The organism is Candidatus Methylopumilus planktonicus (assembly GCF_000981505.1).
GTDB classification, from domain to species: Bacteria; Pseudomonadota; Gammaproteobacteria; order Burkholderiales; family Methylophilaceae; genus Methylopumilus; species Methylopumilus planktonicus.
Window position 1 is genome coordinate 1,214,856 of sequence record NZ_LN827929.1, and the last position, 13,979, is coordinate 1,228,834.

At 38.3% G+C, this 13,979-nt stretch carries 13 protein-coding genes; 10 read left to right on the forward strand and 3 right to left on the reverse strand.

Annotated elements, in window-relative coordinates; genetic code table 11:
- Position 1: 1 nt before the first annotated feature.
- Both glnL and glnA read right to left on the reverse strand, forming a co-directional pair.
- The gene (glnL, locus tag BN1208_RS06390; RefSeq protein ID WP_420885846.1) at positions 2 to 1,123 is read right to left on the reverse strand and encodes a nitrogen regulation protein NR(II); all 1,122 of its coding nucleotides are present in this window, start codon (positions 1,121 to 1,123) and stop codon (positions 2 to 4) included.
- Between the two features lie 205 nt (positions 1,124 to 1,328).
- Positions 1,329 to 2,738, reverse strand: a complete 1,410-nt coding sequence (gene glnA, locus BN1208_RS06395) for a type I glutamate--ammonia ligase (RefSeq protein WP_046488901.1) — start codon at positions 2,736 to 2,738, stop codon at positions 1,329 to 1,331.
- A 269-nt stretch (positions 2,739 to 3,007) separates the two neighbouring features.
- Here glnA and aroE point away from each other — a divergent pair, with 269 nt between their 5' ends.
- The gene (gene aroE, locus BN1208_RS06400) at positions 3,008 to 3,841 is read left to right on the forward strand and encodes a shikimate dehydrogenase (RefSeq protein WP_046488902.1); all 834 of its coding nucleotides are present in this window, start codon (positions 3,008 to 3,010) and stop codon (positions 3,839 to 3,841) included.
- Entirely contained in the window at positions 3,842 to 4,561 is a 720-nt protein-coding gene (mtgA, locus tag BN1208_RS06405) for a monofunctional biosynthetic peptidoglycan transglycosylase (protein ID WP_046488903.1), read from the forward strand.
- 1 nt (position 4,562) lies between these two features.
- On the opposite strand, the gene uvrA is transcribed toward mtgA, so the two are convergent.
- The gene (uvrA, locus tag BN1208_RS06410) at positions 4,563 to 7,379 is read right to left on the reverse strand and encodes an excinuclease ABC subunit UvrA (protein WP_046488904.1); all 2,817 of its coding nucleotides are present in this window, start codon (positions 7,377 to 7,379) and stop codon (positions 4,563 to 4,565) included.
- 75 nt (positions 7,380 to 7,454) lie between these two features.
- Between uvrA and BN1208_RS06415 the strand changes: the two genes are divergently transcribed.
- The 8 genes from BN1208_RS06415 (at position 7,455) to BN1208_RS06450 (ending at position 13,925) form a co-directional block, all read left to right on the forward strand.
- A complete protein-coding gene (locus BN1208_RS06415; RefSeq protein WP_046488905.1) occupies positions 7,455 to 8,861 on the forward strand; it encodes an MFS transporter in 1,407 nt (468 codons plus the stop codon).
- Entirely contained in the window at positions 8,845 to 9,333 is a 489-nt protein-coding gene (locus BN1208_RS06420) for a single-stranded DNA-binding protein (protein WP_046488906.1), read from the forward strand. Before BN1208_RS06415 ends, BN1208_RS06420 begins: the two co-directional genes overlap by 17 nt.
- Positions 9,334 to 9,336: 3 nt before the next feature.
- Entirely contained in the window at positions 9,337 to 9,597 is a 261-nt protein-coding gene (locus BN1208_RS06425) for an FmdB family zinc ribbon protein (protein WP_046488907.1), read from the forward strand.
- Between the two features lie 8 nt (positions 9,598 to 9,605).
- Positions 9,606 to 10,217, forward strand: coding sequence for a DUF502 domain-containing protein (locus BN1208_RS06430; RefSeq protein WP_046488908.1), 612 nt, complete (start codon positions 9,606 to 9,608; stop codon positions 10,215 to 10,217).
- Between the two features lie 24 nt (positions 10,218 to 10,241).
- Positions 10,242 to 12,029: an aspartate--tRNA ligase gene (gene aspS, locus BN1208_RS06435; RefSeq protein ID WP_046488909.1), complete on the forward strand. Its 1,788-nt coding sequence runs from the start codon at positions 10,242 to 10,244 to the stop codon at positions 12,027 to 12,029.
- A gap of 12 nt (positions 12,030 to 12,041) precedes the next feature.
- Positions 12,042 to 12,416: a VOC family protein gene (locus BN1208_RS06440; RefSeq protein WP_046488910.1), complete on the forward strand. Its 375-nt coding sequence runs from the start codon at positions 12,042 to 12,044 to the stop codon at positions 12,414 to 12,416.
- Between the two features lie 19 nt (positions 12,417 to 12,435).
- Positions 12,436 to 13,509, forward strand: coding sequence for a tetratricopeptide repeat protein (locus tag BN1208_RS06445; protein WP_046488911.1), 1,074 nt, complete (start codon positions 12,436 to 12,438; stop codon positions 13,507 to 13,509).
- A gap of 128 nt (positions 13,510 to 13,637) precedes the next feature.
- Positions 13,638 to 13,925 (forward strand): hypothetical protein, encoded by a 288-nt coding sequence (locus BN1208_RS06450; RefSeq protein WP_046488912.1) that lies wholly within the window; start codon positions 13,638 to 13,640, stop codon positions 13,923 to 13,925.
- The last annotated feature ends 54 nt before the right edge of the window (positions 13,926 to 13,979 follow it).

Genomic DNA, 13,979 nt, shown 5'->3' on the forward strand with positions numbered 1-13,979 from the left:
GTTAAGATCCTTGTGATTCTTGATTGTGAATAGAAACGTCTTTTACATCTAAATCTTTAATCGGTAATAAAATCGTAAAAGTTGTTTGTCCCGGCTCACTCTTACACTCAATCATGCCCTGATGCTGACTTAAATAGGTTTGCGCTAAAGATAAGCCGAGCCCTGAGCCGCCTTCACGACCAGAGACAAGTGGATAAAATATTTTGTCGCGAATGCCTGCAGGTATTCCAGGTCCGTTATCAATGATGTCGAGTTTAATACCGACACGGTAACGTTTTTTGGCGAGCATAATTTGTCGCTCTGCTCTTGTTTTAAAAATAATTAAACCTTGCTGTTGTGTCTCATGCATCGCTTGTACGGCATTCCGCGCAATATTAAGAACCGCTTGAATCAATTTTTCTCGGTCGCCAATAATGTCAGGCAGGCTCGTATCGTAATCACGTTGAATTTTTATTTCATCAGGGGATTCTGCCAATAATAAACTTCTAACGCGCTCCAAAACCTCATGAATATTTGTCGGTTCATATTTGGGTTTTTGATGAGGAACGAGCAGTCGATCCATAAGAGACTGCAGACGGTCTGCTTCTTTAATGATAACTTGTGTATATTCTTTTAGAGAAACATCTGGGAGCTCATGCTCTAAAAGTTGTGCTGCCCCTCTTAATCCTCCCAATGGGTTTCTAATTTCATGCGCTAAATTACGAATCAATTCTGAGTTCGCTTGTTGTTGAATCAACATGCGTTCTTCTTTTGCAATTCTTAATTGCTGATCCATTTGTTGGAACTCAAGAATGTATCGCATCGATCCAGTTTGAATGGGTGTAATGGTGCATGTCACAGAATAGGACTGATGTTTTAAAGTGGTAATTAAAAACTCATGCTCACGATAAGGTGTATCGTTATTTAAAGCTTGGCTGATGGCTAATTTTAAAATGTCAGAATGAGGAAATGCATCATCCAGCTTCATCTTGTAAATATGTTTAGCGCTGAGTCCAAATAGAATCTCTGCCGATGGGTTCATATACAAAATATGGCCCTCAATATCACATAGCAATACCGCACTTGCTAAGTGTTCAATTCCCTTAAGCTCTGGGGATAAGGATGGCATCGTGGTTTTTTTCATGAATTTTCCATTTTCATTTATATAGCAAGCAAAACTTGAGCCAACTTTGACAGATGGTCTTAAGGCCTATTTACTAGGGTGTATAAGGATATTGTAAGGAATATTAAGCGGTAATGCACTAAAAGAGTGCACATATGTATTAGCCCGAAATGAAGGCATAAAAAAAGACGGCTATAAAAGCCGTCTTTTTAATTGTTTAAACGAATTAGCAGCTGTAATACATGCTGAATTCGATTGGATGAGGCGTCATACGCATCTTAGTCACTTCTTCCATCTTAAGATCGATATAACTATTGATCCAGTCATCGGTAAAGACACCACCGCGCGTTAAGAACTCGCGATCTTTATCTAAATACTCAAGCGCTTGCTCGAGAGATGAACATACAGTTGGCACTTGTGCATCTTCTTCAGGTGTTAAATGGTACAAGTCTTTTGTCGCTGGTTCACCTGGGTGAATCTTGTTTTGAATGCCATCTAAACCTGCCATCATCAATGCGCTGAATGCAAGATATGGGTTTGCTATTGGATCAGGGAATCGCGCCTCAATACGACGCGCTTTATCACCTTCCACGAATGGAATGCGAATCGATGCTGAGCGGTTTTTCGCAGAGTAAGCTAATTTCACTGGTGCCTCATAGCCTGGCACTAAACGTTTATAAGAATTCGTACCCGGATTAGTAATCGCATTGAGTGCGCGTGCGTGTTTAATCACACCGCCAATGTAGAACAACGCGAGTTCACTTAAACCCGCATAACCTGAACCTGCAAATAAATTTTTACCATCTTTCCAAATGGATTGATGCACGTGCATACCTGAACCGTTATCGCCTAGGATTGGTTTTGGCATGAATGTCGCTGTTTTGCCATAGTTATGTGCCGTGTTTAATACCACGTATTTAAGAAGTTGCGTCCAATCGGCACGTTGTGTGAGCGTACTAAATTTAGTACCGATTTCACATTGGCCTGCAGTGGCGACTTCATGGTGATGCACTTCAACTGGAACACCCATTGCTTCTAGTGTAATCGACATTGCTGAACGCACATCTTGAAGTGAGTCCACGGGTGGTACTGGAAAGTAACCGCCCTTAACCCCTGGACGGTGGCCAGTATTGCCGCCTTCGTGTTGTGTTGCAGAATCCCACGCACCTTCTTCTGAATTAATTTTAACGTGACATCCATCCATACCTTGAGACCAAGTGATGGAATCAAAAATAAAGAATTCTGGCTCCGGGCCAAAGTAAGCTGTGTCACCTATCCCTGTTGATTTTAAATAAGCTTCTGCACGACGCGCTAAGCTTCGAGGGCAACGCTCATAACCTTTACCGTCCGTTGGATCTACGACATCGCATGTCAGGATCAAGGTTGGCTCTTCCATAAATGGATCGATATTAGCCGTATCTGGATCTGGCATCAGCAACATGTCGGATGCTTGAATGCCTTTCCAACCTGCAATCGATGAACCATCGAATGCGTGACCTTGTTTAAATTTATCTTCATCAAAAGCTGAGACAGGCACGCTGACGTGCTGTTCTTTGCCTCGTGTATCCGTGAATCTAAAGTCCACGAACTTAACATTGTTATCTTTGATCTTTTTCATTACATCAGCGATTGCCATTTCATTCTCCTAAAAGCTTCAATTGTGATTCAAACTGTTGTTCATTAATGCATTTCAACATATTAATAGTAAGCATAAATTGTGCCAATCAAATAATGTTGTAAGGCTCTGTTATTACTTGAGATTTAAAAGAGAAATGTCAATAATTGCACCAAAAAAATGCATATATGAGTTTTATGCACTTAATAAGTGCATAAATGAGTTTGATGGCAGTTTTTACAAAAACACTTATACTCAAAACCTTAATCAAATCGATGTGATAGTGGTCCATGACTGAACTTGAAAAACATTTTGCCGTGATTGGTAATCCAATTCATCACAGCCTATCTCCTCAAATCCATAGTGCGTTTGCTAAAGAAGTTGGACTCCATATTGATTACGAAGCCATCCTTTCTCCTCTCGATGAATTTAAAAATACAATTCATCAACTCATCGCACAAAAAGTAAGTGGGGCTAATGTCACATTACCCTTTAAAAAAGAAGCTTATGAATTAGCTAGCCAGCATTCCAATCACGCTAGAATCGCTGAAGCTGTCAACACGCTCGAATTTAAAAACGATGAAATCATTGGTCACAATACAGATGGCATAGGATTAGTAAGAGATCTCGAACAAAACTTAAATGTAGATTTAAAAAGTAAGAAAATTTTACTCATCGGTGCAGGTGGTGCGGCAGAAGGTGTGATTTATTCTATGCTAGAAAAAAAACCATCTGAATTGATACTTACCAATCGTACGATTGAAAAATCAAACGTGATTCAAAATAAAATGGATGTGCATGCAAAAAGTTTTGATGTGAATTTAAACGTCATTGAAATTGCAAAATGTCCGCATCAATATTTTGATGTCATCATCAATGCAACCTCAGCCGGTTTAAATAATACTGAACTTGGAATAGATCATAAAGTTTTTCATGAAGGATCTTTAGCGTATGAAATGGTGTATGGCAAAGAAACGTTCTTTATTGAGCAAGCTCAATCACAAGGGTCTAAAACATCAGATGGTCTAGGCATGTTAGTTGAACAAGCGGCGGAAGCTTTTTTTATTTGGCATCTTATTAAGCCTCAAACAAAATCTGTCATTGAATCTTTAAAAGGGTTTTAATTGCAAGCACGATTAAAAAATCTATGTTGGAGTCATCGATCCTTCAAAGGAAAAGTTTTATCTGTTTCGTTTCTTTTGTTCTTTTTCTATCAGCTCTGGATTTTACTTCACATTATTTTATGGACGGTTGTCAATCCAGGTGAAAGTGCTTTCATGGAATCGAGACTCGAACATCTTCAAGAGAAAGATGAAAAAGCAACGCTGCGTCATCAATGGGTGAATTACAACCAAATCTCGATTCATATTAAACAAGCCGTGATTGCGGCCGAAGATGCCAAGTTTATTGACCATGAAGGTTTTGATTGGGAGGGTATTGAAAAAGCTTATGAAAAAAATAAGCGGCGTAAAAAAATTGTGGCGGGAGGATCTACTATTAGTCAGCAGCTTGCTAAAAATTTATTCTTATCCAACCAAAGAACACCTTGGCGAAAAGCAGAAGAGACGATTATCACGCTCATGCTTGAAACAATTTTAAGCAAACAAAGAATCTTAGAAATTTATTTGAATGTGATTGAGTGGGGCAATAATGTGTATGGAATTGAATCTGCATCCCTTCGTTATTTTTCATCACATGCAAGAGATTTAAATAGTTTTCAGTCGGCTAAGTTAGCCTCCATGATTCCTAATCCTAAATATTATGAGCGTCATCAAGATGCTTCAGGATTGATTGAGCGAAGTGGAATCATCCTATCTCGAATGAATTCGGCTCAAGTGCCGTAATTTATTTTAGGTAAGGTTTTAGGTATTTACCCGTATAACTCTTCTTATTGTTGGCAACTTCTTCAGGTGTGCCTTCCGCAATAATTTCACCACCACCGTCACCACCTTCAGGGCCTAAATCGATCACCCAGTCTGCGGTTTTAATCACATCTAAATTATGTTCAATGATGACAATGGTATTTCCAGCATCACGAAGCTTATGGATCACGTCAAGCAATAACTGAATATCGGCAAAATGAAGTCCAGTGGTTGGCTCATCTAAAATATAAAGTGTTGTGCCTGTATCGCGCTTTGAAAGCTCTAACGCCAATTTAACACGCTGCGCTTCACCGCCCGAGAGTGTCGTCGCATTTTGACCTAGAGTGATATAACCTAAGCCCACTTCAATGAGGGTACGTAATTTTTTTTCAACCGCAGGAATGGCATTAAAAAATTGGTGGGCTTGTTCAACGGTCATCGATAAAACTTCATGGATATTTTTACCTTTAAATTGAATCTCTAAAGTTTCACGGTTATAACGTTTCCCTTGGCAAATATCACAGGGGACATATACATCTGGTAAGAAATGCATTTCAACTTTTATAACACCATCTCCCTCACACGCTTCGCATCGACCGCCTTTAACGTTAAATGAGAAACGGCCTGGCCCATAACCTCGGTTTCGGCTTTCATTAAGCTGTGCAAAAAGTTCTCGCGTGGGGGTAAATAGTCCTGTGTATGTTGCAGGATTGGATCTAGGTGTTCTTCCAATCGGACTTTGATCAACATCGACGACTTTATCAAAAAAGTCTAGGCCTTTAATCGATGCATGCTCAGCAGGCTCAGTATGGCTGCCGTATAAATGATGCGCGACGGCACGATAGAGCGTATCGTTAATGAGGGATGACTTGCCACTGCCTGACACACCGGTAACACATGTGAGAAGGCCAATCGGTAATTTTAAATGTACATTTTTTAAATTATTTCCCTTGGCACCTTTTAACTCTAACCATTTCAAAGTGCGTGGCAATAGGCGTTTATTTTTATATTTGATTTCTTTACGACCACTAATATAGTGACCTGTCAGTGACTTAGGATGTTTGGCAATCATCTTAGGTGTGCCTTCAGCCACTATATAACCCCCATGTTCACCTGCACCTGGGCCAATATCGACCACATGATCAGCGCTCATAATCGCATCTTGATCGTGCTCAACGACGATCACGGTATTACCTAAATCGCGCAATCTCTTTAAGGTTTCAAGTAAACGATCGTTATCACGTTGATGGAGTCCAATCGATGGTTCATCGAGCACATACATGACGCCCGTTAAACCACTGCCAATCTGTGAAGCTAGACGAATACGTTGTGCCTCACCACCGGATAAAGTTTCAGCTGATCGGGAAAGTGACAAATAATCTAAACCGACATTCACTAAAAATTTTAAGCGGCTCGTAATTTCATATATGATTTTTTCAGCAATGGTTTTTTTAGCTCCTTTAAGTTTAAGCGACTCAAAAAAATGTACCGTTTCTTTTAAAGGGGTATTGCATATTTCATGGATATTTTTTTTACCCACTTTGACATGTCTTGCTTCAATGCGTAAGCGTGAACCTTGGCATGCAGGGCAGGTTTGCATATTCAAATATTTTGCGAGCTCATCTCGCACAGTGCCTGAATCGGTTTCGTGATAACGACGTTTTAAATTATTTAAGATGCCTTCAAAGCTATGCATCTTTTTGTTAATTTGGCCGCGCTCATTGAGATAAGAAAAACTAATCTGCTCACTCCCGCTGCCATTCAAAATGACGTCTTGAATTTTTTCAGGAATCTCTTCAAAAGCAATTTCTAAATCAAATTTATAATGCTCACTTAATGATTGAAGGAGTTGAAAATAAAATTGATTGCGCTTGTCCCAACCTTTAATAGCACCAGATGCAAGAGACAAATGTGGGAAAGCCACCACGCGTTTTGGATCAAAGAAATTAATATTACCAAGTCCATCACACTCAGGGCAGGCTCCCATTGGATTATTAAATGAGAAAATACGCGGCTCTAATTCCTCCAAAGAATAATCGCAAAGCGGACATGCAAATTTCGCTGAGAAGAGATGAGATTTATTGGTATCCATTTCAATCGCAATCATCTTGCCATCAGCAAGCCTTAATGCAGTTTCGGTCGACTCTGTAATGCGCTGTTTAATTTCTGGGTTAATTTTAATGCGATCAACCACCACATCAACTTGATGTTTTTTTGTCTTCGTGAGTTTTGGTAGGGCATCAATTTCATAAATCTCACCATCGATGCGCAAACGAATAAATCCTTGCGCTTTTAAATCTTCAAATAAATCTTGTTGCTCACCCTTTCGACTATTGACGATAGGAGCCAACAACATAATTTTTGTATCATTGGGGAGGGCTAATAATGTATCCACCATTTCGGATACCGTTTGTGATTCCAAAGTATGTTCGTGTGTGGGACATTCAGGCTCGCCTGCTCTTGCATAAAGAAGCCTTAAGTAATCATGAATTTCAGTGACCGTACCTACAGTGGAGCGAGGATTATGTGAAGTCGATTTTTGTTCAATGGAAATGGCAGGAGATAAACCTTCGATTAAATCAACATCTGGTTTATTCATGCGCTCTAAGAATTGACGTGCATAAGCCGATAAAGACTCCACGTATCTTCGCTGTCCTTCAGCATATAGCGTATCAAAAGCTAAAGATGATTTGCCGGAACCAGATAGGCCTGTAATCACAATCAATTTATTACGTGGTAAATCGAGTGAAATATTTTTTAAATTATGGGTTCTAGCCCCGCGAATCTTAATCGTATCCATGCAACTTAAGCTTTTTAAAGGTAACCTGCTAATATACGAAATTATTCGAAAATAAGAAATATCTAATTCAAGTTTATGAAGATAGAACAAGGTATGACCCCGCTCGAAATTCGATCCAGCTTAAGCCTGGCATCGATCTTCGGCTTAAGAATGTTAGGCATGTTTTTAATCCTACCTATTTTTGCTATTTACGCGGAAAGCTTACCCGGAAGCCCCTCGGCTTTCCAAGTGGGACTTGCATTAGGGTCTTACGGCCTCACTCAGGCTTTATTTCAATTACCTTTCGGTATGTTGTCTGACCGTTATGGACGGAAAAACATTATCTATATTGGCCTGCTTTTATTTGCTTTAGGCTCATTTGTTTCAGGATACTCAGACGATATCAATATCATTATTTTAGGCCGTGCGATTCAAGGGGCGGGGGCGATTTCCGCGGCGATTACAGCGCTTGTAGCAGATTTAACAAGGGATGAACATCGCACCAAAGCGATGGCCATGATTGGAGCGACAATTGGTATTACTTTTGCCTTATCTTTAATGGGCGCTCCGGTATTAAATCACCTCATAGGTGTGCCTGGTATTTTTATGCTGACAGGTTTTTTATCATTGTCAGCTATTTTAGTCGTACGTTTTGTAGTCCCCACCCCTTTAAATATAAATACTTCCAAAACATTAAAAGAGCCTGCCCCCTCATTTAAATCCATTTTAAAAAATAAAGAACTCTCTCGCTTAAATTTTGGGATCTTTGCACTTCATGCGGCTCAAATGGCGATGTTTATTGTGGTTCCCATAGCACTAGCCACTTCAGGTGGTATGGATGTCAATCAGCACTGGAAAGTTTATCTACCTGTACTTCTAAGTTCTTTCGTCTTTATGGTTCCTATCATTATCCTGAGCGAAAAATTTAATAGAGCGAAGCTTGTATTTATTAGCTCTATTTTTCTGATGCTCATTGCCCAACTGATGTTTGGCATTTTAATTAATGTTTTTTGGGGTCTAGTGGCATCTCTTTTTGTCTACTTCGTAGCTTTTAATGTTTTAGAGGCAAGCTTGCCGAGTTTGATCAGTAAAATTGCCCCGCCAAGCGCTAAAGGGACGGCGATTGGGGTGTATAATACCTGTCAGTCATTAGGTGTTTTTTTTGGCGGTTTATTAGGTGGTTTATTAGCGGATGTTGGTGGTAGTTTTTCAGTATTTTCGTTTTGTGCCATTTTGATGACGTTGTGGGTAGGTTTTGCGTTATCGATGAAAGCACCTCCCGCAATTAAAACCTTAATGTTTATGATTCAAAATAAATCATTACTCAAAAGCCCTAAACAATTAGCAACAGTGCAACAAAAATTAAAAAAAATAAAAGGTGTGCGTGACGTCTTGATCTTGCTTGAAGAGGGCAAGGTGATGGTCAAAGTCAACAAGCACGAAACGATTCATGAAGCATCAATTATTCGGTTACTAGGAGGAAAACATGGCGTCAGTGAATAAAGTGATTTTAATGGGTAATTTAGGCAAGGATCCTGAAGTGCGATTTATGCCCAATGGGGACGCGGTGTGCAATTTTAGTATTGCAACGACAGACAACTGGAAAGATAAGAACGGTGAAAAGCAAGAGCGTACCGAGTGGCATAATATTGTCATGTATCGAAAGTTAGCCGAGATCGCAGGTGAATATTTAAAAAAAGGTCGTCCTGTATTTATTGAAGGCAGACTTCAAACACGCAAATGGCAAACAAAAGAAGGTCAAGATCGCTACACTACAGAAATCATCGCAGATAGCATGCAAATGTTAGGCAGTCGGGATAGCGGCGGTGCTTCAAGTGGCTCATCAAGTGCACCTAGTCAACCAGCATCACAAGGTAATGATGAGTTTAATCAAGCCCCTCAAAGAACAAGTGGCGCACCTCAGGCAGCGGCTGCAACAAACTTTGATGATTTCGAAGACGACATTCCTTTTTAATTCATGCCTATTTTTGATTTCACATGTCAAGCTTGCGGATGTTCTAAAGAATTGCTTCGCAAAATTTCAGATCCGATTTTGATGGCATGTCCTGAGTGCCATAAAAAGACTTTCAAAAAACAAGTCTCAGCACCAAGCTTTCAATTGACCGGCTCTGGATGGTATGTCACAGATTTTAAAAATAAAGCAAAAGAGAGTTCAGCAAAAGCTGATACAAAAACTGAAACCAAAAAAGATGCGAGCGCATCTTCAACCTCGAGTTAATTTTAAATATGTTTAAACGTTATTTTTTAACAGGCTTACTTGTCCTTGTTCCCTTAGCGATTACGATATGGGTGCTTACTTCACTCATTCATTTCCTAGACCAAACACTTATTTGGTTGCCTTACGATTACCAGCCAAAAAACTTTTTTGGATTTGATGTTCCAGGCTTAGGTGTTCTTTTAACGGTCGGTGTGATTCTAGGTATTGGACTCTTAGCGTCTAATTTATTTGGCCGTCAATTTTTAAAGCTATGGGAATTATTGCTTTCAAGACTTCCATTTGTAAATTCTATTTACTCTAGTATCAAGCAAGTATCCGATACTTTATTTTCAGAATCAGGTCGTGCATTTAATAAAGCCGTGCTCATTCATTATCCCAATCGCGATACTCGGACGATTGCATTTTTGACAGGCGAACCTAGCCCTGATATTGCAAAACATTTAAAAGGCAAACACGTGAGTGTCTATGTGCCTACAACACCTAATCCCACCTCAGGATTTTTTCTGATGGTCGCTAAAAAAGATATTGTGGAGCTTGATATTAGTGTCGATCAGGCATTGAAATATGTCATCTCCATGGGAGTTGTTCCTCCTAAGCAAAAAAAACAAAAAATTAATTAATAATTTACTAAAGAGACTTTAAGAATGATGCGCACGCATTACTGTGGTGATTTAAATAAAACACATATTGGAGAGACCGTCACGGTATGTGGCTGGGCTCATCGTCGACGTGATCATGGTGGTGTTATCTTCATTGATCTTCGTGATCGCGAAGGAATCGCACAAATTGTGATCGATCCTGATACAAAAGAAACATTTGCCACTGCAGAGTCAATTCGTAATGAATTCGTATTAAAAGTTATATGTAAAGTAAGATCTCGTCCAGAAGGCACAGTTAATTTAAATATCCCAACAGGTGAAGTTGAATTGCTAGCTTCCGCCATTGAAATTTTAAATCCTTCATTAACACCCCCATTTATGCTCGATGACGATTCCATTTCAGAAATGATTCGTCTTGAATATCGCTTTATGGATCTTCGTCGTCCGATGATGCAAAATAATTTACGTCTTCGCTATCGAGTAGCTAAAGTCTTACGAGATTTTTTAGATGAAAACGGATTTATGGAAATTGAAACACCCATGTTGACTCGAAGCACACCTGAAGGTGCTCGTGATTATTTAGTACCTTCTCGCATTCATGCAGGTGAATTTTTTGCACTCCCTCAGTCTCCTCAATTATTTAAGCAATTGTTAATGGTGTCAGGTTTTGATCGTTACTTCCAAATCACTAAGTGTTTTCGCGATGAAGATTTAAGGGCCGATCGTCAGCCTGAATTTACACAAGTCGATATTGAAACTTCATTTATGAATGAAGAAGACATTATGGCCATGGTCGAAAAAATGATTCGTGAGATGTATAAGAAAGTCGCATCCATTGATTTGCCAACTCGATTCCAGCGTATGACATACCTTGAAGCGATGTATAAATATGGCTCAGATAAACCTGATATGCGTGTGACTCTAGAAATTACTGAGTTGACTGATGTGATGAAGGATGTCGACTTTAAAGTTTTTTCAAGTGCAGCCACTATGAAAGGTGGTCGCGTCGTGGCATTAAGAGTTCCAAACGGATCCGCGATCACACGTTCTGAAATTGATGCTTATACTGAATTTGTCAAAATCTATGGCGCTAAGGGTTTAGCTTATATCAAGATTAACGACGTCAATGAATTAAACGAGACGGGCCTTCAAAGCCCCATTGTTAAAAATATTCATGTGAATGCATTAAAAGCGATCATTGAAAAAACAGGAGCCGCAAATGGCGATATTATTTTCTTTGGTGCAGATAAAGAAAAAGTTGTGAATGAAGCTCTAGGTGCATTACGTCTTAAAGTTGGTCATGAAAAAAATCATGTGGATGGAAGGCTATGGGCACCGCTATGGGTGGTTGATTTCCCCATGTTTGAACATGATGAAGAAACCGATCGATGGGTCGCTATCCATCACCCATTTACGGCCCCTAAAGAAGGTCATGAAGATTTGTTAGTGACTGACCCAGGTAAATGCCTATCTAAAGCTTACGACATGGTGATCAATGGTTGGGAAGTTGGCGGTGGATCGATTCGTATTCACGAAGAAAAGGTCCAGTCTAAAGTATTCGATGCATTAAAGATTTCAAAAGAAGAGGCTAAAGAAAAATTTGGATTCCTGCTTGATGCTCTCCAATACGGAGCTCCTCCGCATGGTGGCCTAGCCTTTGGTCTTGATCGACTTGTGACTTTATTAGCAGGGGCAGAATCAATTCGTGATGTGATTGCGTTTCCTAAAACACAGCGCGCTCAATGTCTTCTTACTAAAGCACCAAATGCGGTCGATGAAAAACAATTACGTGAGCTCCATATTCGTCTTCGCACCCCGCAACCCACTACCTAAAAAAATAGCGGCATGATTTTATCTATCAATCATATTCAGCTTGTCGCAGAAAAAGATTTAGTCATTCAACTTAAAGATTTCTACTGTAATGTGGTAGGACTCACCGAGGGCTTTCGACCCGCATTTGAACGCTTTGGTTTTTGGTTATATATTGGCGACAAAGATGTTTTACATCTCATCACACCTAAAGAGGGTGATGGTCGCTCTCCTCAAAAATCCTCATTCGACCATGTGGCTTTTAAGACAGATCACTATCAAGACGTATTAAAAAAACTTAAAAGGCTTAATATTCCTTTCGATGAAAAACCTATCCCAGGGATGTCTGCACACCAAATTTTTTTAAAAGACCCAGCAGGCAATCGAGTCGAACTAAATTTCGAATCATAAAAATTTTTTAAAATTAATTATGATCAAAATAAGTGCTATAAAAATTCAAAGGCTTCTAAAAGAGTCTTTATTTTTATGTCGCCAAGGAAAAATAGTTGAGGCAAAAAAAATTTATTATAGTCTTCTGGATTCAATACCAAATCACCCTGAAGTACTTGGTAATCTCGGAACGATAGAGTTGCAAGAAGGCAATACTGTCCTTGGTATTTTATATCTTCAAAAGGCAATAATTTCTAGTCCTAATGAAATAAATTTCATTCTCAATCTTGCTAATGGACTCATAGAGACTGGAAGGGCTAATGAGGCTTTAAATTACCTTGAGACGGCAGAAAACCTTAATCCGAATTTAATAAATGTGTTATACAACAAAGCGCGCGCTTTAAAAGCTTTAAACAAATTTACTGATGCAATAGTATGTCTTGATAAATGCTTACAAAAAGAACCAAAAAATTATTTAGCATTAGTTGATCATGGATTTCTGCATAATTTAATTAATAATTATCACTTTGCAATAGAGTCCTATTCTAAAGCTATTCAAGTTAATCCTAATCACTTTATGACATATTATAATCGTGGAATTGCTTATGAAAATTTAAATGATCTTAATGATGCGCTTAAAGATTATAATCTTGCCATTCAAAAAAATCCTCAATTTGAACTTGCAATGTTCAATAAATGCGGGGTTTTTATCAAACAAAAAAAATTCATTGAAGCATTAGATTTAATTAATGATCTAATACATGGTAATAAATTTAATGAACACTATTTCATAAAAAAATCTTTCATTTATGAAGAAATTAAAGATTTTGATAAAGCAATTGATAATTATGACTATGCAATTAAACTTAATACAGAATCAAAAGAAGCCAAAGCAAAAAAAAGTTATCTTTACCTAGCATTGGATTTATTTAAAGATGGCTGGATACTCTATGAAAACAGATTTTGGGATAAAGCTATAAAATCTCAAATTAAACCATTGCTTAGGGAATTTAATACATCAGATAAAACAATCTTTATTTGGGCAGAACAAGGTATTGGTGATCAAATCATTTATGCTAGTTTATTATTCGATGCTTTCAAAACGAAAAAATAAATTTTACGTTTCCGTAGACTCCAGACTTATTAGTCTTTTTTAAACGATCTTTCTCTCAATTTGATAATGTCACTTTTATTTCAGCAGATGAAAAACTATTAGAGTCAAAATATGATTTTCATTTACCCATGGGTAGTTTAGGTAAATTTTTCAGAAATTCAATCCAAGATTTTGATACGCATCCCTTAGCTTATTTAAAAGCAGATCAAAGAGAAGTTGATTCTCTCAAAAAAGAATTAAAAAAAGAGGGTTTTAAAGTATGTGGTATTTCATGGAAAAGTAATAATAAAGAGATTGGGGAAGCTAAAACTTTATCTCTAACACAGCTTCTACCAATACTTTCAATACCAAATACTATTTTTATAGATTTACAATATGATGATAATTTAGAAGAAAAAGAAAAATTTTTTAAATGAATATGGCATTGAAATAAAATCTATCAATGAAATTGATAACTATAATAATTTAGA

Coding starts and splice junctions, on each gene's coding strand:
- glnL (WP_420885846.1), bottom strand. CDS start 1,123: ATGAAAAAAACCACGATGCCATCCTTATCCCCAGAGCTTAAGGGAATT.
- glnA (WP_046488901.1), bottom strand. CDS start 2,738: ATGGCAATCGCTGATGTAATGAAAAAGATCAAAGATAACAATGTTAAG.
- aroE (WP_046488902.1), top strand. CDS start 3,008: ATGACTGAACTTGAAAAACATTTTGCCGTGATTGGTAATCCAATTCAT.
- uvrA (WP_046488904.1), bottom strand. CDS start 7,379: ATGGATACGATTAAGATTCGCGGGGCTAGAACCCATAATTTAAAAAAT.
- BN1208_RS06415 (WP_046488905.1), top strand. CDS start 7,455: ATGAAGATAGAACAAGGTATGACCCCGCTCGAAATTCGATCCAGCTTA.
- BN1208_RS06420 (WP_046488906.1), top strand. CDS start 8,845: ATGGCGTCAGTGAATAAAGTGATTTTAATGGGTAATTTAGGCAAGGAT.
- BN1208_RS06425 (WP_046488907.1), top strand. CDS start 9,337: ATGCCTATTTTTGATTTCACATGTCAAGCTTGCGGATGTTCTAAAGAA.
- BN1208_RS06430 (WP_046488908.1), top strand. CDS start 9,606: ATGTTTAAACGTTATTTTTTAACAGGCTTACTTGTCCTTGTTCCCTTA.
- aspS (WP_046488909.1), top strand. CDS start 10,242: ATGATGCGCACGCATTACTGTGGTGATTTAAATAAAACACATATTGGA.
- BN1208_RS06440 (WP_046488910.1), top strand. CDS start 12,042: ATGATTTTATCTATCAATCATATTCAGCTTGTCGCAGAAAAAGATTTA.
- BN1208_RS06445 (WP_046488911.1), top strand. CDS start 12,436: ATGATCAAAATAAGTGCTATAAAAATTCAAAGGCTTCTAAAAGAGTCT.
- BN1208_RS06450 (WP_046488912.1), top strand. CDS start 13,638: ATGGGTAGTTTAGGTAAATTTTTCAGAAATTCAATCCAAGATTTTGAT.